The 19,523-nt window shown below is 60.1% G+C and carries 18 protein-coding genes; 12 read left to right on the forward strand and 6 right to left on the reverse strand.

Translation table 11 applies throughout. The features are described from left to right. Positions 1-179 precede the first annotated feature (179 nt). The 4 genes from ACIOTL_RS06560 (at position 180) to ACIOTL_RS06575 (ending at position 4,430) form a co-directional block, all read left to right on the forward strand. A complete protein-coding gene (locus ACIOTL_RS06560; RefSeq protein ID WP_400342178.1) occupies positions 180-1,703 on the forward strand; it encodes a S1C family serine protease in 1,524 nt (507 codons plus the stop codon). Positions 1,704-1,893: 190 nt separating this feature from the next. Continuing rightward, positions 1,894-2,715: an electron transfer flavoprotein subunit beta/FixA family protein gene (locus ACIOTL_RS06565; RefSeq protein WP_332498157.1), complete on the forward strand. Its 822-nt coding sequence runs from the start codon at positions 1,894-1,896 to the stop codon at positions 2,713-2,715. A gap of 12 nt (positions 2,716-2,727) precedes the next feature. Further along, positions 2,728-3,672 (forward strand): electron transfer flavoprotein subunit alpha/FixB family protein, encoded by a 945-nt coding sequence (locus ACIOTL_RS06570; RefSeq protein ID WP_400342179.1) that lies wholly within the window; start codon positions 2,728-2,730, stop codon positions 3,670-3,672. Further along, positions 3,669-4,430, forward strand: coding sequence for a PIG-L deacetylase family protein (locus ACIOTL_RS06575; RefSeq protein ID WP_105661499.1), 762 nt, complete (start codon positions 3,669-3,671; stop codon positions 4,428-4,430). The genes ACIOTL_RS06570 and ACIOTL_RS06575 overlap by 4 nt, the downstream gene beginning before the upstream one ends. 91 nt (positions 4,431-4,521) lie before the next feature. On the opposite strand, the gene ACIOTL_RS06580 is transcribed toward ACIOTL_RS06575, so the two are convergent. The 3 genes from ACIOTL_RS06580 to ACIOTL_RS06590 all read right to left on the reverse strand — a co-directional run bounded on the left by ACIOTL_RS06580 (position 4,522) and on the right by ACIOTL_RS06590 (position 6,608). Beyond that, positions 4,522-5,079 (reverse strand): anti-sigma factor domain-containing protein, encoded by a 558-nt coding sequence (locus tag ACIOTL_RS06580; RefSeq protein WP_105656839.1) that lies wholly within the window; start codon positions 5,077-5,079, stop codon positions 4,522-4,524. A 123-nt stretch (positions 5,080-5,202) separates the two neighbouring features. Then, positions 5,203-5,664, reverse strand: a complete 462-nt coding sequence (locus tag ACIOTL_RS06585; protein WP_105656838.1) for a tRNA (cytidine(34)-2'-O)-methyltransferase — start codon at positions 5,662-5,664, stop codon at positions 5,203-5,205. Positions 5,665-5,708: 44 nt separating this feature from the next. Next, a complete protein-coding gene (locus tag ACIOTL_RS06590) occupies positions 5,709-6,608 on the reverse strand; it encodes a J domain-containing protein (protein WP_400342180.1) in 900 nt (299 codons plus the stop codon). Positions 6,609-6,725: 117 nt separating this feature from the next. Here ACIOTL_RS06590 and ACIOTL_RS06595 point away from each other — a divergent pair, with 117 nt between their 5' ends. Then, complete coding sequence (locus ACIOTL_RS06595) at positions 6,726-7,625, forward strand: diacylglycerol/lipid kinase family protein (RefSeq protein WP_400342181.1); 900 nt, start codon at positions 6,726-6,728, stop codon at positions 7,623-7,625. Here the strand turns inward: ACIOTL_RS06595 and ACIOTL_RS06600 are convergent. After that, positions 7,594-8,352, reverse strand: coding sequence for a pyrimidine reductase family protein (locus tag ACIOTL_RS06600; RefSeq protein WP_400342182.1), 759 nt, complete (start codon positions 8,350-8,352; stop codon positions 7,594-7,596). The genes ACIOTL_RS06595 and ACIOTL_RS06600 overlap by 32 nt on opposite strands. A gap of 12 nt (positions 8,353-8,364) precedes the next feature. After that, complete coding sequence (gene folP, locus ACIOTL_RS06605; RefSeq protein ID WP_400342183.1) at positions 8,365-9,291, reverse strand: dihydropteroate synthase; 927 nt, start codon at positions 9,289-9,291, stop codon at positions 8,365-8,367. A gap of 112 nt (positions 9,292-9,403) precedes the next feature. Between folP and ACIOTL_RS06610 the strand changes: the two genes are divergently transcribed. Genes ACIOTL_RS06610 through mnmA form a run of 3 tightly spaced genes read left to right on the forward strand, consistent with a single transcriptional unit; the run spans position 9,404 to position 12,611 of the window. Further along, positions 9,404-10,213 carry a hypothetical protein gene (locus ACIOTL_RS06610; RefSeq protein ID WP_332498155.1) on the forward strand — a complete coding sequence of 270 codons (810 nt, stop codon included), beginning with the start codon at positions 9,404-9,406 and terminating at the stop codon, positions 10,211-10,213. Between the two features lie 29 nt (positions 10,214-10,242). Beyond that, positions 10,243-11,478: a cysteine desulfurase family protein gene (locus ACIOTL_RS06615; RefSeq protein WP_105656832.1), complete on the forward strand. Its 1,236-nt coding sequence runs from the start codon at positions 10,243-10,245 to the stop codon at positions 11,476-11,478. Next, on the forward strand, positions 11,475-12,611 hold the full coding sequence (mnmA, locus tag ACIOTL_RS06620; RefSeq protein WP_400342184.1) for a tRNA 2-thiouridine(34) synthase MnmA: 1,137 nt from the start codon (positions 11,475-11,477) through the stop codon (positions 12,609-12,611). The genes ACIOTL_RS06615 and mnmA overlap by 4 nt, the downstream gene beginning before the upstream one ends. Before the next feature lie 679 nt (positions 12,612-13,290). Here the strand turns inward: mnmA and ACIOTL_RS06625 are convergent. After that, on the reverse strand, positions 13,291-13,650 hold the full coding sequence (locus tag ACIOTL_RS06625; protein ID WP_400342186.1) for a hypothetical protein: 360 nt from the start codon (positions 13,648-13,650) through the stop codon (positions 13,291-13,293). 227 nt (positions 13,651-13,877) lie between these two features. On the opposite strand from ACIOTL_RS06625, the gene ACIOTL_RS06630 reads away from it, so the two are divergent. The 4 genes from ACIOTL_RS06630 (at position 13,878) to ACIOTL_RS06645 (ending at position 19,427) form a co-directional block, all read left to right on the forward strand. After that, the gene (locus tag ACIOTL_RS06630; protein WP_332498154.1) at positions 13,878-15,509 is read left to right on the forward strand and encodes an ABC transporter substrate-binding protein; all 1,632 of its coding nucleotides are present in this window, start codon (positions 13,878-13,880) and stop codon (positions 15,507-15,509) included. A gap of 146 nt (positions 15,510-15,655) precedes the next feature. Next, complete coding sequence (locus tag ACIOTL_RS06635) at positions 15,656-16,747, forward strand: ABC transporter permease (RefSeq protein ID WP_105656828.1); 1,092 nt, start codon at positions 15,656-15,658, stop codon at positions 16,745-16,747. Positions 16,748-16,749: 2 nt separating this feature from the next. Continuing rightward, complete coding sequence (locus ACIOTL_RS06640) at positions 16,750-17,736, forward strand: ABC transporter permease (RefSeq protein WP_332485961.1); 987 nt, start codon at positions 16,750-16,752, stop codon at positions 17,734-17,736. Continuing rightward, positions 17,733-19,427 (forward strand): dipeptide ABC transporter ATP-binding protein, encoded by a 1,695-nt coding sequence (locus tag ACIOTL_RS06645; protein ID WP_400342187.1) that lies wholly within the window; start codon positions 17,733-17,735, stop codon positions 19,425-19,427. Before ACIOTL_RS06640 ends, ACIOTL_RS06645 begins: the two co-directional genes overlap by 4 nt. The last annotated feature ends 96 nt before the right edge of the window (positions 19,428-19,523 follow it).

The following is a 19,523-nucleotide window of genomic DNA, read 5'->3' on the forward strand; positions in this document are numbered from 1 at the left end:
TCCCCGAGATTGGGTTCACACTTATGATTGATTCTATTTGCCCTAATGAACAACGTCTACGACATTCAGCTGGCAGAATAGTTAACTCACAGCCGGTGCTCAGACACCACAATTCGATGCCACAGACCAGAGTTGGATAATAGAACTCAAGAGATTCGACAGTTCGAAAGAGGCAAGCCATGAGCCAGACACCGAATGAGCCACGTGGGAACGATGCGGGCGATTCAGCAGAGCCAATTAACGACACCAATAACGACCCAATTGCTTCGGCCGAACCTACGGTGCGCTACCCGCGAGTGAATCAGGCTCCAAACGCCAGCGAGAATCCAACCAGCGTTTACCCCGCGCCGTCCGTTGACAGAACGCAGAACGCGGCCCACTCCCACGGACAGCATTCCGACGCCCAGCAAGTCCAGAACGGCTCTCCCTACGGTTCCCCTTACGGCCCTCCGTCAAACGAGCCTGCGAATTACCCGATCCCGCCCGAGAAGCCTTCCAAGGACAAGAAGTCCTTCTCTGGCAGCACGCTCATCGCCGGAATGGTTGCCGCGGCCTTGGTAGGCGGCGTCACTGCCGCTGGCACGACCTACCTGATGAATGACGACGCGGGGTCTTCCTCGGTGAGCAGTTCGCCGCGTGAGGGCGTGGTGATCAACAACCCGGACAAGGTCACCGAAGTCACCGCCGCTGCCGCCAAGGCAAGCCCCAGCGTGGTGACCATCGAGGTTTCCGGCAACGGTTCTGGCGGTTCCGGATCGGGCATCGTCATGGACGACAAGGGCAATATTCTGACCAACACCCACGTGGTTACCCTGGGTGGCGAAGTTGCCAATCCCAAAATTTCGGTCCAGATGAACGACGGTTCGGTGCATAGTGCCACCGTGGTAGGCACAGATCCTCTATCGGACCTGGCAGTCATCAATATCCAGGCCGACGGCCTGGTGCCTGCCACCGTGGGTTCCTCGGCCGAGCTGAATGTCGGGGATACCGCTGTCGCCATCGGCGCACCGCTGGGTCTAAGCGGCACCGTCACCGACGGCATCATTTCCACCTTGAACCGCACCATCTCCATCGCTTCTTCGGCCGTTCCGAAGGAAAGCGACCAGAGCGAGGGCGGGGATGGCAACCAATTCAACTTCCAGTTCCCGGGACAGGAACAAGAGCAGCAGCGTTCAAGCGGTTCGATCTACGTAAACGTCATCCAGACTGACGCGGCGATCAACCACGGCAATTCCGGCGGCGCATTGGTCAACGCCAATGGTGAAATCATCGGTGTCAACGTTGCTATTGCCTCGGCAGGCAACAGTGAAGAAGGCGGATCGATTGGCGTTGGCTTCGCGATCCCTATCGACTACGCAAAGCGTGTTGCCCAGGAACTGATCGATAACGGCGTGGCTACCCACGGTCTGCTCGGAGCCACGGTGACCCCGCAGGGCGCAGCTGGATCGAACCAGCAGAACGCTTCGGCGTTCTCGGTGGGTGCCCGCGTTGTTGAAATTAGCCCTGACTCGGCAGCTGATAAGGCCGGTCTGAAGTCCGGTGACGTGATCACCGGCGTCAACGGCCGTGCAGTCCAGGACTCGCAGACCGTGACCGCGGCCATCCGCGAGATTCCAGCCGGGGGAGAAGTGGAAATCAGCTACCTTCGCAATGGCAAGGAACAGACCGCAACAGCAACTGTCGGAGCGCTGTCAAATAACTAAACAAATCGTCATGATGACGCTGTGAAACAAGTGACGCGGGCTGGTGATCGACTAGCCCGCGTCACTTGTTGATCTGAGAGCGATAAACACCCAGTGAACTGCATTGTGTCGATACGATAGACACTGAAGGAATTAGCCTGCCCCGGTGCCCCGCACCGGTGCGGGCATCGAAGCTCGTAGGAAGGCGCGAATGAGCGAGGAAAGCACCACTCCACTGAAAATAGTGGTCCTGGTCAAACACGTCCCAGATGTTCAATTTGACCGTCATATCGATTCGGGAACGCTGCGCCTTGACCGTGCAGAATCAGTACTCTCCGAACTTGACGAATACGCCGTGGAAGCTGCTGTTTCCATCGTGGAAGCCAACGGCGGATTCGCCGCCGGGCATGAAGTCATCGCCGCGACCATGGGCGGCAAGGGATCGGGCAACTCCGTCAAGAAGGCCCTGCAGATGGGTGCCAGCTCAGGGCTGCATCTGAACGATGACGCCTTGGCCGGATCCGACACCATCGCCACGTCGAAAGCGCTTGCGGCGCTGGTTGAGCATGCCGGCAACGTGGACCTGGTTATTACCGGGATGTCCTCGACCGACGCTGAAACCTCGGTTGTTCCAGCCCAGCTCGCAGAACGGCTGGGCTTTGCGCAGCTGACTCACGCGCTGGCCGTTGAGTTCGATGCCGCACAGCGTGAACTGGCCATTAAGCGCGATCACCTGGACCGCACTTTGACCCTGAAGGCGAACCTGCCGGCAGTGCTCTCGGTCACCGACCAGGCCAACGAGCCGCGCTACCCGAATTTCAAGGCCATCATGGCTGCCAAGAAGAAGACTGTCACCGAGCTGGACCTGGCCGCTATCGGCCTGGATGCAGCCGCGGTCGGCGCCCTCGGCTCGAACACCGAAGTTATCGCAGCTGAAGCCCGCCCTGCCCGCGAAGCCGGAACGGTCATCAACGACAGCGGCCAGGCAGGTATCGCCTTGGTTGATTTCTTGGCCGAACAGAAGCTGATCTAAGGAATATTGAACATGCCTTCAGCACTAGTATTTTTCACTGAGCTTTCCGCGGCTCCCTCCAAAGGCCAGCGCGAACTGCTGACCCTGGTCTCTGGTTTCGAGAACCCGGCCGTGGCCGTTGCCAACCAAGTCAGCGACGAAGCCCAGCAGGTTCTCGCTTCCTATGGCGTGGTGAAGCTATTCACCGCTTCCGGCGATGCCCCAGTTTTCGGCCAGCACGAAATTTCCGTGCTTGACGCAGCCGTGCAGGCTACTGCCGCCGAATTGGTCTTGCTTGCTAATGACAATTTCAGCCGTGAGCTCGGTGCCCGTTTGGCTGTGCGCCGCAACGGTGCGATTATCACCGACGTCATTGGCATCAGCGGGGATCTTGTAGCTACCAAGGATGAACTGGCAGGAAGCTACAGCGTTCAGGCCAGGGCAACCAACGGCACCCTGTTTGCCACCTTGAAGCCGAACAGCATCGTAGACGCGCCAGCGGCCTCCAACACCGCCTTGGCAGTTGAGGAATTGGCTTTGGAGAACTCCAACGATGCCAAGGTCCGGATTGCTGCGGCGGAGGCGAAAGTCGCAAGTGATCGACCTGCCCTGACCGAAGCGCGCGTCGTGGTTGCTGGTGGTCGTGGAGTCAACGGAGACTTTGGCCCGGTTGAAGACCTTGCCGATGCCCTGGGAGCTGCCGTGGGCGCTTCTCGTGCAGCTACCGATGCCGGCTGGATCTCGCACGATGCGCAGATCGGCCAGACCGGTGCCACCGTCGCACCGCAGCTGTACATCTCTGCCGGCATCTCGGGAGCGATACAGCAGAAGGCCGGAATGCAGACCAGCAAGTTCATCATCGCGATCAACAAGGATGTCGACGCCCCGGTGTTCGAGATCGCAGACCTGGGTATCGTTGGTGACCTGGCCAAGGTCCTGCCGCAGGCCGCCGAAGAGATTCGACGTCGCAAGGCATGATCGATACAGCGCAATTCATTGGTGCAGGCGCCCAACGGGTCCTGGCCTTCGGCGCCCATCCCGATGATCTGGACTTTGGGGCAGCCGGGACGGTAGCGGCCCTGACCGCGGCGGGGGCAGAGGTTCAGTATTGCATCATGACTGACGGCGACGCCGGCGGTTTTGATGACCGGGATCCTGAGGAAACGGCTAAGCTGCGCCACGAAGAGCAGAAACAGGCCGCCGCCAAGGTGGGTGTGAAAACGGTCCACTTCCTTGGCGAACGCGATGGCTTCCTGGAAGCCAACCACGATGTCATGCGCAAGGTGGTCCGGCTGATGCGCCAGGTGAAGCCAACCATCGTGATTGCAATGCACCCGGAGCGCAAGTGGGATCGGATACAGGCCTCGCACCCAGACCATCTGGCCTGCGGTGAAGCGGTCACCCGTGCGATCTACCCGGCGGTGGAGAATCCGTTCTCCTACCCGGAGCTGCTGCATGGCGAAGGACTGGAAGCCTACAAGGTGCCTTGGCTCTGGTTGTGCGGGGCTCCGCAGGAACGCGAGAACGCCTATGTGGACATCACCGAATTCTTCGAGAAGAAGATGGACGCCTTGCGTTCGCACTTCACCCAGCACCCGGATGTTGCCGCCATGGAAAACTACGTTTTGCAGCAGTGCGAGGAAAACGCCGAGCGTGGCCAGCTGGGAAAGGGCAAGCTTGCCGAAGCATTCCACGCAGTTGCCGTGAACGCCCGCGACACGATAGCCGGGTTCTGAGTATCCAGGCAAAGCAGACCGGAAAAAGTTCGGGGCGAAGATCAAGAATTGATCTTCGCCCCGAACTTTTTGGCTGGCCAGAGGTGAGCTGCTAGCTCTCGTCTTCCGTTGCCTTGTCTTGAGCCAGTGGCAGGTCGACCGATGCTTCAGCATCTTCAGATGGAGCGTCAGGGATCTTGGATCCCTCAATGGTGATGTGGAGGGCAATCACGTCTTCAGCTGGAGACAGCCCAGCCGCGGCATCTTCACCGGTGCTGGAAACGATCACGGAGACGCTGCCGGACTCATGCACGGCCCATGCAACGTACTGTTCCGAACCGTCCAGGGCAGGCAGCTCGGAGAGCTCGACACCCACAGCGCTTTCGGACTTCGACGAGCTGAGCACCGCTTGGCCGCCGCTCTTCAATTCGACGGTCTCCGTGACTGCATCATCGGCCTTGGATGCTTTGGACGCCTTGGTGCCTCCATTGAGCAGGGAGAAAATGACCACCGCTAGGACAACGATGATGGCAAGTCCCGTGACAGCGAAGATCCAGCGCTTAGGCTTTTTCTTGGCTGCACGTGAACTGCTGGCCACTTGGCTCACCAGATCTAGACCCAGGTTCTCGTCCTGGGGCTCGTCGCGGTGCTGAGAATGGCTACCGTTCATTGTCTTGGATTCTCCCGAAATGTAGTCGGCACAGTTCAATACCCGAAAACTGCGGGTACAGACTCGAGCCTACTTTATAAAGATTAGGTAAAGCTGTATGCGTGGCGCGGGCTGGCTGGTACTTTATGCGCCAGCGAAGCCGTGCTGGCGCCAAGCTTCGAAGGCAACCACCGAAGCAGTATTGGCCAGATTCATCGATCGGCGGCCTGGAAGCATCGGCAAGCGGACCAGGTCGTTGATGCGCGGATGCTTCTTGTCTTCTGCGCTCAAGCCAACCGATTCACGGCCGAAGAGCAGGATGTCGCTGGCCTCGTAGCTGATATCCGAATAGACAGTAGTTCCTTCGGATGTGAAGGCAAAGACCCGGCCTTCTCCCAGTGCTTCAAAGGCTGCGTCAAGATTTTCATGCACCGTGACGTAAGCCAGATCGTGGTAGTCCAATCCTGCGCGACGCAGGTTGGCATCCTCGAAGTTGAAGCCTAATGGCTTGACCAAATGCAGTTCTGCGCCGGTGATGGCGGCTAGTCGGATAGCGTTGCCGGAATTACCCGGGATCTCTGGGGCATTGAAAACGATACGAAACACTCAACCAGTTTAAGCTCTCACCAACAAGAAATAGGCCATTGACCTTAGTACATCGCTTCACGTAACTGCGCCAGGGCTAGGCGATCGACGACATTCGGCGATGGGCCAGAGCCCAAGAAGAGTTTCAACTCGCGAATCAATCCCGCTGCATTGAGCACATTCGGAGTCGATGCAAGTGTTGGATCGGCATTGCGCCGGTACTCAATGACCGGTTCGTGGTGATTGCCGTTGGCAGAAAGCACCAAGGTGAACGCAACTACGTTCATCTGCATGAATTGCCGTTGCAAACCGGAGATGGAGAACTGCGGAGGCTGCGTCAGCTTATTGCCGTGGCGCAAGACATTGCCATCAAATGAATAGTAGCCATCGGGCAGAGTCATCGTATTGATCACCGCCATGCGGTAACCGGCAATCAGCACATGATCGTAGTGCCCCGACGCGGGCGAACGCAGGCCGTTGACCAAACGGGCAGCTGGCAAGATATTCAGGACGTTCTTGGAAAGCAGGTTGATGGTCTGCGCCTCGCGGATCAGCCGTGCACGGTTGGAGAACAGACCGCGTTTTCGGGGTTCTCCATGAACGCGCTGCTCACAGACTTTTCTGTCCAGCAATGTAGGAGACGTATCCGAGAACGGTGGAATATATTCGGTGGGCAACTGCGCCTTGGGCTGCTGAGGGCTCTTGCGCAGGCGCTCGTCAAAAGGACGGGCGCTGAACCCGGCGCGTGGAGCGTTGCCCGGAGACTGGAAGGTCTGCTCATAACCCAGCGGAGACGCCATCTCGCTGAGCTGCTGGAAAGCGCGCTGTACTTCTTTGAACTTTTCTTCGCTGCCACCGAGATCGGGATGGGTCGCGCGAGCGGCCCTTCGGTAAGCGACCTTGATATCTTCCATGCTCGCAGTAGGCGCGACACCAAGAATTTCGTATGGGCTTGGTGTACTCATTGAACGGAGGAATCCTCTCGGTGAAAAAGACCGGATGGCCAGTGTTCCCCAGTTTAGCGAATCCAACCCAGCAAATTCTTTGTAGAAGCGTCAAGTTGCTGGGTAATCTCTATGGTCATGAGCTCGTTTGGTCGCACCGCAGAAATCCGCATCATCTTCCACCCCGCCTCAGGCCGAGGCCGGGGGATGCGCCTTGCCCAGCAGCTTGCCCACGCGCTTGGCAAGCTCGGGCTGGAACATGGGCTAGTTGATACTTCAGAGACGAGCGTGGAACTGGTGGGGGACCAGCTCAGAGCCTCGCGGGCGATCGTCATCATTGGCGGTGATGGGCTGATCCACCACTGCATCCAGCACGTTGCGGGAACTTCGATTCCCATCGGTGTCATCCCCGCAGGCAGCGGCAACGACTTCTGGCGCATGACAGGGGACGCGAATGCAGAAGAATCCTTGGCCAAGGTGATTGCGTTTTGCAAGCTGCCGGGAGCAACTATGCCCATTGACGTGCTGGAGCTGCGGTTTGACCAAGCCGGCAGAACACCGCGCTATGCACTGGGTGCCGTGTCCTGGGGATTTGAAGCCACCGTCAACGCGAAAGCCAACGCGTTGCCGCGGCAGCTGGGAGCACTGCGGTATATCGCCGGCTTGATCCTGTGCCTTCCCCAGCTGCGCGGATGCCCCAGCGAGGTGAGGGCCGACGGACTGCGATTCAGCGGAAGCGTCCTGGCCGCCAGCGTCGCTAATATCAAGTCCCTTGGTGGCGGCATCAAGCTCTTCCCGCATGCTGATTTCACCGACGGTACCGCGGAATTGGCTATCGTACGCGGACCAAATATTCTGCGGGTCCTACCGTATCTGGCAAGGATCCTCACCGGAGCGCCGCATCCATGGAAGGTCAGCGCAAACCTCACGCGGGCCCGCATCGAGACATCTCGGCACAGCTATGCTGACGGGGAATGCATGGGGGCCGGGCCCTTTGAGCTAGCTGTTATTCCCGCGGGGATCCAGCTGATTTCCTAAGTCGATAGTCGCAGAAGAGCATGCTGTCCTCTTCAAACAAGGAATGCAGCTCGAAGGCGTGGAACGCCTGCCGATTGTGAACCGCTATTCTCATGCCATCACCTGCCACAAGGACAGGGGAGTAGCTGATGCAAACCGAATCCACCGCGCCAGCCGAGGCGAACTGTCCAAAAACGTGAGGACCACCTTCAGCATGGATGAAGCCATATCCCTTGGAATGCAGATAAGCGATGATTTCGGTCGGATCACACCCGCCCTCGGTTTCGGAAACCTGCACGAGAGTGGCATTGGGTCCGTATGACCGACGCTGTTCGTCAGTGACCTGGACGCTGGTGAAAAGCAGAACCGGAACCGGGGATTGGGCAAACACCGGGGCCGTTGGCTCCAGATGCAATCCTCGTGAAATGAGCGCCAGCACGGGTTGTGGCGGCAGGCCATGCTCGATACGCCACGCCATGTCCTCCGCGGACAGGAGCTGGCCTTCGTAGCCCTCGGCACGAACCGTTCCAGCACCCACCATGATCACGTCGGCAAGCCGGCGCAAGAGTGCGAAAACCCTCTGATCGCCAGGAGAGCCCAATGCTTTGGAGAGCCCATCAACCTGGGCACTTCCGTCGATGCTGCTGACGAAGTTGAAACGTACGAATGGGCGATGCTCGCTGGAATAGCGCTCAAGCAGGAACTGGTCATCAACCTGATCTGCTGGTTGGGGAAGCAGGGCACGCACCTGGGAAACTCCTTACTTGCTGACTTCGGGTTCTGGGTGAGCAGGAGGATTGACATCCCCCATGTTATGTATCTGGTAGGCAGGCTCCCGCCACCCTTGAGCTGCTTCGATCAGGCGTACTGTCTGCACCGATTCAGGAATATTGTGCATCCGCAATATGCGGGCACCGTTCATGGCACAGATCGTTGCTGCCACCATAGAACCAACCATGCGCTCAGCCTTCGGCAAGTTCAAGGTTTCACCGATGAAGTCCTTGTTCGAGACCGCTGCCAAGGCCGGATAGCCCAATTCGGCAAAGGCCTGGAACCCAGCGGTCAAATCCAGAGTGTGGCGGGTGTTCTTGTTCAGGTCGTGCCCTGGATCAACAATGATCTTTGCCGGAGAAACACCAGCGTCCAACGCAATCTGGATTTTCTCCAGCAGATACTGGCGGATCTCGGCCACCACATCGTCGTAGCTAGGGCGCGGGTAAACGGTGCGGGGCTTGGCTAGCGAATGGGTGATCACCACATGCACGTTGTTCTTGGCTACCACCCGGGCCAAACCGGGATAGGAAAAGCCTGTGGTGTCATTGATGACATCAGCGCCGGCATCAATGGCAGCCTGCGCCACCTGTGGATGGAAAGTGTCTGCAGAAATAATCACCGAACTGCGGCTACGCACTTGATGGATAACCGGCACAATTCGCTCTGCTTCCTCCTGCCACGGGAGCTCCGGGCCCGGAGAGAAGGGGACTCCGCCGATATCCACCCAGTCAGCACCTGCCTCGACCGCACGCATGGCAGCGGCCACAGCATCATCCAAGCCAAAGGTCGACCCGGCATCGTAGAAAGAATCCGGAGTGCGGTTGATCACTGCCATCACCGCGATCCGCTGTGAGAAATCCAGGGAGCGCTGGGAGAAATCATGGACTGGAACCAAGAAATCAGGCTTGAACATGCAGGAAGGCTCCCTTAGCTGGAATCGATACGTCATCAGTTGTTCCTCTATTCATACCACCGACCACGGTTCGGAGGAGGAATCCGCCCGCTGCTCTCGCTAGGCTTGGACCATGCAGTTTTCACACCTCTCCGCAGCCCACGGGCAATGGATCGCCGCAGCTTGTGCATCAGCCGACCCCAGCACGGTAGTAGCCCAGATCCCGCATGGCTACGAACGCTACGTCCGCATCCTTCACCCAGCACTGGATGAAGATGACCAGTTGGTGCGCTGGGAGACGGTGGCACAGAGCCGCAAGCACATCATCACCGCCGCGGATCTTTTTGAAACCGTGGCCGGACTGGACGCGCAAGGCAATCCTGCGACCGAAGACGCCTGGGTAGATACCGACCTGCCGCTGGACCAGCTCCCGGAATCGCAATGGCAAGCACTAGCCGCCGAAATGGTCCGGGTTTCTGCCAAAGACCAGAAGTTCGTGGTGGGCTTGTGGGCCGGTTACGCATTTATCGCGGGCGGGGAACGCATACAGATTGAGCGCGAGCCGGATCCTGCATTGAGCGATGACGAGAACCAGCGGGTGTACGAGTTGGCGCTCGCCGAGGCGCAGAAACCTGCCTTTGGTCCCGAGATCATCCAGGCAGAACCGTTCGACCTGGGTGGCGGATACCGGAACTACCACCTGTTCGAAGCGGACGCGGAGTTCCTGGCGCAGCCCGAATGGGCCAGCACTGCCGACGGCGCCCAACGCCAGCGCCCGGCGCTGGCGTTTGCGGCGGACCATTCCTGGATGCTGTCGACAGAACCGTTTGATGATTGCACCATCCTGGGTGGTCCTGCTTCATTGATTGAGGCGGTCTTGAACAATCCGGCGCTGGAGGCCATTGAGGTTGGCCAATTCACACGGATCGGCCATTCAAACTAGGGCGCCCCACCCCGTACCATTGAAGTGTTATGAAAACTTCCGCCGTATACCTGGATCACGCGGCAACCACCGATCTGAATCCAGCAGCTCTGGCTGCCATCACCGAACAGTATTCCCGCACCGGAAACCCGTCTTCTTTGCATGGGGCCGGACGTCGCGCCAACCGTGCGGTGGATGATGCCCGACAAGCTATCGCCATGGCCGCCGGGGCGCACTCCAGCGAATTGATCTTCACATCTGGTGGGACTGAATCGGATAACTTGGCGCTGAAGGGACTGTTCTGGAACCGCGTGGCGGCCAATGAGCAGGCGCGTGCCATCGTGCTCACCGGCATTGAGCACCACGCGGTCCTGGATACGGCTACCTGGCTGCAGGACCATGAGAATGCCACCTTGCTGTGGCTCGCCGTGGATGAAGACGGTGTCGTTGATCTGCAGGCGGCCGAAAAGCTATTTGAAGAGCAGCACGAGCAGATCGCTTTGGCCACCTTGATGTGGGCCAACAATGAAGTCGGCACCGTTCAGCCGATCCGTGAATTTGCTGCCCTAGCTGGCAAGTACGGGGTCCCGGTGCATTCGGATGCGGTGCAGGCCTTTGGTGCGCTCGCGGTCGACTTCGGCTCCTCGAATCTGGCCACCATGGCGATTAGCGCGCATAAGATCGGTGGCCCGGTAGGCATCGGCGGGCTACTGGTTCGCCGCGATATTGTGCTCACCCCGGTCCAGCACGGCGGTGGACACGAACGCAAGCTGCGATCGGGGACTTTGAATGCTGCCCACGCGGCCGGCTTTGCCGCCGCGGCTACCGCGGTGCGTTCTGGATTGCGGCAGGAAGCTGCGCGGCTGAGCGAACTGCGTGAATATGCGATTGAGAAGATCACCGGCTTGATTCCGGAAGCGGTGCTGAACGGACCACGGGATCAGGGCAATGAGGGCCAGCGCCTCCCGGGCAATCTGCACTTCACCTTCCCGGAATGCGAGGGGGACTCCTTGCTATTCGGCTTGGACATGGTTGGCATCGCATCATCCACCGGTTCGGCGTGCACCGCTGGTGTTCCGCAGCCTTCGCATGTTTTGCTGGCTATGGGACGCGATGCGCGCACCTCGCGCAGTGTGCAACGCTTCACATTGGGGCATACATCCACACGCGCCGACGTTGACGCATTGTTAGAGGCTTTGCCCCAAGCGTATGCTCAGGCAAAGAAGGCTGGCATGGCAGCCGATGAAAGCAGCATCCACACGGCAGGAACAGGTTTTACACGATGAAAGTACTAGCAGCGATGTCCGGAGGCGTGGACTCGGCGGTAGCCGCGGCCCGCGCAGTTGAAGCCGGCCATGATGTGGTCGGCGTGCACCTGGCCCTGTCTCGCATGCCGGGGACCCTTCGCACCGGTTCGCGCGGTTGCTGCACCTTGGAAGACTCCAATGATGCATGGCGTGCCTGCGACAAGCTGGGCATCCCATACTACGTCTGGGACTTCTCGGACCGCTTCGCAGAAGACGTGGTGCAGGACTTCGTGGATGAATACGAAGCTGGCCGCACCCCGAATCCCTGCATGCGATGCAATGAGAAGATCAAGTTCGCTGCCTTGCTGGAAAAGGCATTGGCCCTGGGCTTCGACGCGGTATGCACCGGGCACTACGCCAAGGTGCTGCGCGATTCCGAGGGCAACCCGGAGCTGCACCGAGCCGCAGACTGGGCCAAGGACCAGTCCTACGTTTTGGGCGTGCTGACCCACGAACAGCTGGAACACTGCATGTTCCCGCTAGCCGAGACTCCCTCCAAGGCGGAAGTTCGCGCCGAAGCCGCAGCGCGCGGACTGACCGTGGCGAACAAGCCAGATAGCTATGACATCTGCTTCATTCCCGATGGCGATACCCGCGGTTGGCTGGCTGAACGCATCGAGATGAAACCAGGCGAGATCGTTGACCACGAGGGCAACCAGCTCGGTGAGCACGAAGGCGCCCAAGCCTTCACGGTTGGCCAGCGCAAGGGTCTTCGACTGGGTCGTCCGGCCGCCGACGGCAAACCGCGCTTCGTCTTGGAAATCCGTCCGAAGGACAACAAGGTCATCGTCGGTCCAGAGGCCCTGCTGGCTGTGGACCAGCTGCGCGGCATCCGCATTTCCTGGGCTGGCCTGCCGATCGCTGAAGTTTTCAGCGGAGACAAGTTCGACTGCATGGTGCAGGTGCGCGCGCACGGCGATCCGGTCGCCGCGGTAGCCCACATGGAGCGCTCGGAAGAAGGCCGCGACGAGTTGGTTGTCAACCTTCCCGAAAGCATGCGTGGAGTCGCGCCGGGCCAGACCATGGTCGTCTACCAGGACAGCCGCGTGCTGGGCCAAGCGACCATCGATTCTGCTCGTTCCAGCGAATGGGACTCCAGCATGGTCAATTAATTAGCCATCCAAAGAAACCCTTGGTCCAGTTCAAGATAATGAACTGGACCAAGGGTTTCTTCGCGTCGTGATTCAAGTTAGACGAACGGCTGGTTGCAACGGAGCTCGGCGGCCATCCGCTTCGGCCGTGGGCGTCCGGCACGTATTCGCCCGGCATTGCCGGCGATTACCGGTGGTGTGTGGGATTCGGCCTGTCTTCAAGGGCCGCTTGGGGCTTGCTGGCTCACTGCATTGGTTCGACCCTCTAGGTCTCGCTATTGAATTGGGCTGCCGACCCTGTTGCGCCACCGGATGCCCTGGCTTCCAATGCGCTCGCTGCGATGTTCTCGAGAATGCTCACCAGCGGTAGCTGGGCGGATAGGGGCGCATCGTCCAGAACAACGGATCATTCCAGTCGGCAGAACCAATTCGTACCAATCCGGAAGGCCTCAACGAGCTAGATGCCCGAGGGGCTCGGGTGGCAGTACTCAAGGCCTTCGCAAGCTCCGGCCGACGGCCGGTGCGTGGACCCTGCACTGGACGATGCTGGACTCTGTCTGGTTGCCCGCTGCTTGCATTCCCGCGGTGGAAATGACGCACAGGGGGATGAACCGAGTGAAGAGCACGAGCTTGCGCGACAGCGAAGGGTGCCGGACCAATATCGGTCCGGCACCCTTCGCCATTGTGTTGTATTCAGCTTCTAGCCTTCGTCGACAATGCCGAACATATGAGCTGAAATATCTTGGTACTCCACGCGGGTCTTGCCCTTTTCCAGCTTCGGAAGCTGTGCAGGGGAGTGGGTGTGGCAGTGCACGAAATCGAAGGCAGGCCACCACTTCTTGGGACGTTCGTACTCGCTGAAGCCGCAGGCTTCGCAGACCAGATGAATCCACACAGGGCGTTTGCCGGTACGGTTGGCGCGCGACTGCTCCAACCAAGCTGGTGGATTGGTGTTCAGCTCACGGAATTCAGCCTCGCTCATTTTGGAAGGAATGCCGTGGCGCTTGGCCATTTCTACTGGGATATCCAACGCGATTGCCGCGTCTCTACGAGTCATCATTGACATCTAGCTTATGCCATCTAGCCAAAAGGCCGGAAGGAATCCCCGCGCATCTCACCGTTGAGCACGGAGCGGTATGGGCTGAAGCACAAAAAGCGGGCGTCGAGACCGCGCTTTTGCCAGTTTCCGCCGGCCCCATTCGTATTTTGTGCCTTGCATCACTTAGGATATGTGAAGCATGTGCTAATCATCACAGCCCATGCATGTACCTAGACGAAGGATGACTCATGGCTCGCAAGAAGAACGGGCTGCGACTCGCAGCAGCCGTTGTGGGTATCTCTGCCCTGGCACTGACCGGCTGCACCCAAGCCGCAGACAGCGGCAATGAAGAGGGCGGCAATGGCGAAGCCAGCGCCCCAATCACCCTGGGCACCACCGACAAAGTGACCTCCCTGGACCCTGCCGGATCTTACGACAACGGTTCGTTCATGGTCATGAACCAGATTTACCCGTTCCTGCTCAACTCCGAGCCGGGCAGCCCGGACCCATCGATGAGCCTTGCCGAGTCCGCGGAGTTCACTACCCCGACTGAATACACGGTCAAGCTGAAGCCGGGCTTGAAGTGGGCCAACGGCCACGACCTTGACTCCAAGGACGTCAAGTTCACCTTCGACCGCCAGCTGAAGATCGCGGACCCTAACGGCCCATCCTCGCTGCTGGGCAACGTTGAATCCATCGAGGCTCCTGACGCCACCACGGTGGTATTCAAGCTGAAGGTCGGCAATGACCAGACCTTCCCGCAGGTGCTGACCTCCCCGGTCGGCCCGATCGTCGATGATGAAGTGTTCTCCGCAGACGCAGTCATGGACGACCAGAAGATCGTTGAGGCCAAGGCCTTCGGCGGCCAGTACGTCATTGATTCGTACAACAAGAACAACCTGATCTCCTTCAGTGCCAACGAGTCCTACCAGGGCGTTCTGGGCCCTGCAGCCAACGACAAGGCAGCGATCAAGTACTACGCGGACGCCAATAACCTGAAGCTCGAAGTCCAAGAAGGCAAGATCGACGTCGCATGGCGTTCGCTGACCCCAACCGACATCGAAGACCTGGGCAAGGATGAGAATCTGGCGGTCCACAAGGGACCGGGTGGCGAGCTGCGCTACATCGTCTTCAACTTCGATTCCATGCCATACGGTGCCAAGACCGATGATGCTGATGAAGCGAAGTCACTGGCCGTACGCCAGGCAGCGGCGCACCTTGTGGACCGCGAAGCCATCGCGAAGAACGTCTATAAGGACACCTACACCCCGGCTTACTCGTACGTGCCGCAAGGCTTCACCGGCGCCACCGAGCCGCTGAAGGACATGTACGGCACCGACGGCAAGCCGGATGCAGCCAAGGCCAAGAAGGTTCTGGAAGATGCCGGAGTGAAGACCCCGGTCAAGCTCGCGCTGCAGTACAACCCGGATCACTATGGCCCGAACTCCGGTGACGAATACGCACTGGTTGAAAAGCAGCTGGAGGCCGATGGCCTGTTCGAAGTGGATTTGAAGTCCACCGAATGGGTGACCTACCAGAAGCAGCGCGTCACGGATTACCCGGCCTACCAGCTGGGCTGGTTCCCGGACTACTCGGATGCCGACAACTACCTGTCGCCGTTCTTTGCCAAGGAGAACTTCCTTTCGAACAACTACGACAACCCCGAGGTTGACAAGCTGATCTCCGATCAGCGAGGAATGGTCGACGCTGCGGAGCGCACCAAGGCCATCGAAGAACTGCAGACGATGGTGGCTGAGGACTTGTCCACGCTTCCACTGCTGCAGGGTGCCCAGGTGGCCATTGCGGGCAAGGACGTCAAGGACGTTGACAAGACCTTGGACGCATCGTTCAAGTTCCGTCTCGGTGTGCTGAGCAAGTAATTCGGCTCTCGCCTCGCAGACACCAAACCTGAGGGGATCTGCCACGCGCCAACCCTTGGCGCGCGCGGTGGATCCCCTTGGCATGCGCCGTCATTGACCGCTCAAGGCGGCGCATTGCCACGCATCCTGAACCATAAGGACAGACGATGACTATCACGTCGCCACCGGGCCAAGAAGCAAGCCCGCTAGCAACACCCAAACCAGCAAAGCAAAAAGGCGGAGGATTCCTCCGCTACTTGATTACCCGATTCTTGCTGATCATTCCCACTGTCTTCATCCTCATCACAGTGGTGTTCTTCCTGATGCGCGTGACCGGCGACCCGATCACCGCAGCCTTGGGCGGACGGCTCACCCCGGACCAGCTGGCCCAGCGCATCCATGAAGCCGGATACGACCGGCCGATCCTGATCCAGTACTTCGAGTACCTGGGCCAGATCTTCACCGGCGATCTGGGCCGCACCATGAGCGATAACCGGGCGGTCACCGAGGTGCTGGCCACCTACGGCGCGGCAACTTTGGAACTGGCCATCAACGCGGTCCTCGTCGCACTGCTGGTCGGCATCCCGCTGGGCCTGGTTGCCGCGAAGTTCCGCGACCGCTACCCGGATGCCGTGTTGCGCATCCTTGCAATCCTTTCCTACGCCACACCGGTGTTCTTCGCCGGCTTGCTGCTCAAGCTGGTCTTCGGCGTATGGCTAGGCTGGCTGCCGATCAGCGGCCGTGCCGACTGGCAGACCGAGCTTGAACTGACCGGCCTGCAGAGCCCATCGGGCATTTACTGGCTCGATGCGCTGCGCAGCGGCAATAGCGCTGCCTTCTGGAATGTCACCGAGCATGCGATCCTGCCAGCCCTGGCACTGGGCCTGCTCACCGGCGGTGTGTTCCTGCGCCTGGTGCGCACCAACGCAATTGGCACGCTGGGCCGCGAATACGTGGAAGCCGGCCGTTCGCGCGGCGTCAGCGAATTCCGCCTCACCACCAAGCACGCCTACCGTCCGGCGCTGATTCCGATTATCACTGTCATGGGCCTGCAGATTGCCATGCTGCTCGGTGGAGCAGTGCTGACCGAGACCACCTTCGAATGGTCGGGATTGGGCTTCAAGCTCGCCGAATACCTCACCGCCCGCGACTTCGTGGCTGTGCAGGGCATCGTGGTGCTGCTGGCCATTATCGTCGCCGTCACCAACTTCATCGTTGACGTGCTGGCCGCCTTGATCGACCCGAGAGTCAGGTACTAATCATGAGTACAGCTACCTTGCCGGCTTCGAACAAGTCCTGGCTGGACCGGCTCCCGGTCATCTCCCACCTGCGCATGTCCTCTGGCCTGCAGCGGGGCATGCTGGTTGCCGGTCTGGCGCTCTCCGGCCTGTTCATCGTTACCGCCCTGTTCGCGCCGCTGATTGCGCCTTTCGATTTCGCGCAGTCCTCGGATGCATCCGGGGACTTCCCGCGCCAGGCGGCTCCGGACAGCAAATTCATCTGGGGCACCACCGCCACCGGCTATGACGTGTTCTCGCGGACCCTCTTCGGTGCGCAGACGGCCATCTGGGTGATCCTGGCGGCCGTGGTCATGTCCCTGTTCCTGGGCGTATTGCTGGGCTTGATCTCCGGCTACCTCGGCGGCTGGTTCGACCGCATCGCCGTGGTGTTGGCCGATGCAATCTACGCGTTCCCATCCTTGCTGCTGGCCATCGTGATGTCCATCGTGATTTCCCAGGGCCAGTCTTCGCTCTTCGGCGGCGTGATGGCAGCGGCCATCTCCATCACCGTGGTGTTCATCCCGCAGTACTTCCGCGTAGTCCGCGCCGAAGTGATGCGGCTGAAGGCGGAACCCTTCGTAGAATCCGCACAGGTGATCGGCGCCAGCCCATGGCGAGTGATGTTCGCGCACCTGCTGCGCAACGCCACCCGCACCTTGCCGCTGATCTTCACGCTGAATGCCACCGAGGCATTGCTGACCCTGGCGGGCCTGGGCTTCCTGGGCTTCGGCATCGAACCGACCAGTGCTTCGGAATGGGGCTACGACCTGAACCGCGCGATGTCAGATGCCACTAGCGGAATCTGGTGGACCGGCCTGTTCCCGGGCTTGGCCATCGTGCTCACCGTGATGGGCTTGACCCTGGTTGGCGAGTCCATGAATGACCTCAATGACCCGCGCCTGCGCCGCTTCAGCCGCAAGAAGGCCAAGCGCATCACCCAGTCCGGACAGGTAGGAGCAAGCAAATGACCAACAGTCCTCTCCTCGACTCCGAGGCCAACATCGGCACACCCGCTGTCTTGCGCATCGAAGACCTGAACATTGATTTCGTCACGGACGCCGGCGCAGTGCCGGCAGTGCGCGGCGTTGATTTGCAAGTCAAGGCCGGCGAGATCCTGGCCATCGTGGGCGAATCCGGATCCGGCAAGTCCGTCACCGCACGCACCGCCCTGGGCATCCTGGCCGAGAACGGTGCCTCGCACGGCGGGGTCTACCTCAAAGGCAAGAACATGCTCACCCTGCGCGGCCGCGAGCTGCGCGCGGCTCGCGGCCGGGATGTGGCCATGGTCTTCCAGGAACCATCCACGGCACTGAACCCGGTGTACACCGTGGGGTGGCAGATCATGGAGGGCATCCGCGCGCACAACAGGATTTCCAAGAAGGAGGCCAGGACGCGCGCCATCGAGGCGATGCGCCAGGTCGGCATCCCGGATCCAGAGCAGCGCGTGGACTACTACCCGCACCAGTTCTCCGGTGGCCAGAAGCAGCGCGTGGTCATCGCCGCGGCGCTGGCCCTGAAGCCGGAACTGATTGTGGCAGATGAGCCAACCACCGCATTGGATGTCACGGTGCAGGCTGAAATTCTCCAGCTGCTGCGCGACCTGCGTGATCAGCTGGGTACCGCCATCGTCATCATCACCCACAATATGGGGGTGGTGGCCGATATCGCCGACCGCGTGATCGTGATGAACCAGGGGCAGATCGTTGAGCAAGCACCATCGATCCAGCTCTTCGAAGCACCGCAAGAGGACTACACCAAGTCCCTGCTGGCTGCCGTGCCGCACCTGGGGCGCGAAAGCGCCTCGGAGGGACTAGTCGAACGTCCGAACCAGGATGCTGAATTGCTGGTGGAAGCCAAGGGCCTGAAGGTGCATTTCCCGGGACGCCTCGGGGCCCCGGGCTTCACCGCGGTCGATGAGGTGGATCTGAAGATCCACGCCGGTGAGGTCTACGGACTGGTGGGCGAGTCCGGTTCGGGCAAAACCACCATCGGACGCAGCATCGCGGGGTTGAACCGCATCACCGGTGGCTCGCTGAAGGTGCTGGGCTACGAGATGGCCCACTTCAAGGAACGCACCTTCAAGCCGCTGCGTGAGCAGATCGGCTTCGTGTTCCAGGATCCAGCGGCAAGCTTCAATCCGCACTTGACCGTAGGCGAATGCGTGGCCGAGCCACTGGCCGTGCACCGTGATCTGAACCCGCTGCAGACCCGCAACAAGGTGGCCGAACTGCTTGAGGCCGTGCAGCTTCCAGCCGGTTTTGCCAACCGCTACCCGCACGAACTCTCCGGCGGCCAGCGCCAGCGCGCGTCGCTGGCCCGCGCACTGGCCTTGGAGCCGAAGCTGCTGATTGCCGATGAGCCAACCAGCGCACTGGACGTTTCGGTGCAGGCCAAGGTGCTGGAGCTGTTCCGCGAATTGCAGACCGAACTGGGCTTCGCAGCCCTGTTCGTCTCGCATGATCTGGCAGTGGTGGACCAGCTGGCTACCTGGGTGGGCGTCCTGTTCCGGGGCACCTTGCTGGAAGAAGGCTTGGGCTCCAAGGTCCTGGCCAACCCGCAGCATGAATACACCCAGCGCCTGATCGCCTCGCTTCCGGTTCCGGACCCGCGCGAACAGGCGCAGCGACGCAAACTGATTGAACAGCTGAACGCCTCCTGAGCAGCTGGCAATCAAGGAACAACGAGCATGCCCCGGGCACGGTCAGGCACCGTGTCCGGGGCATGTCACCTTGTGGGTAATCCGTCATGCGAACCC

Origin of the sequence: Glutamicibacter sp. NPDC087673, from assembly GCF_044743255.1 — a bacterium.
Lineage (GTDB): Bacteria > Actinomycetota > Actinomycetes > Actinomycetales > Micrococcaceae > Glutamicibacter.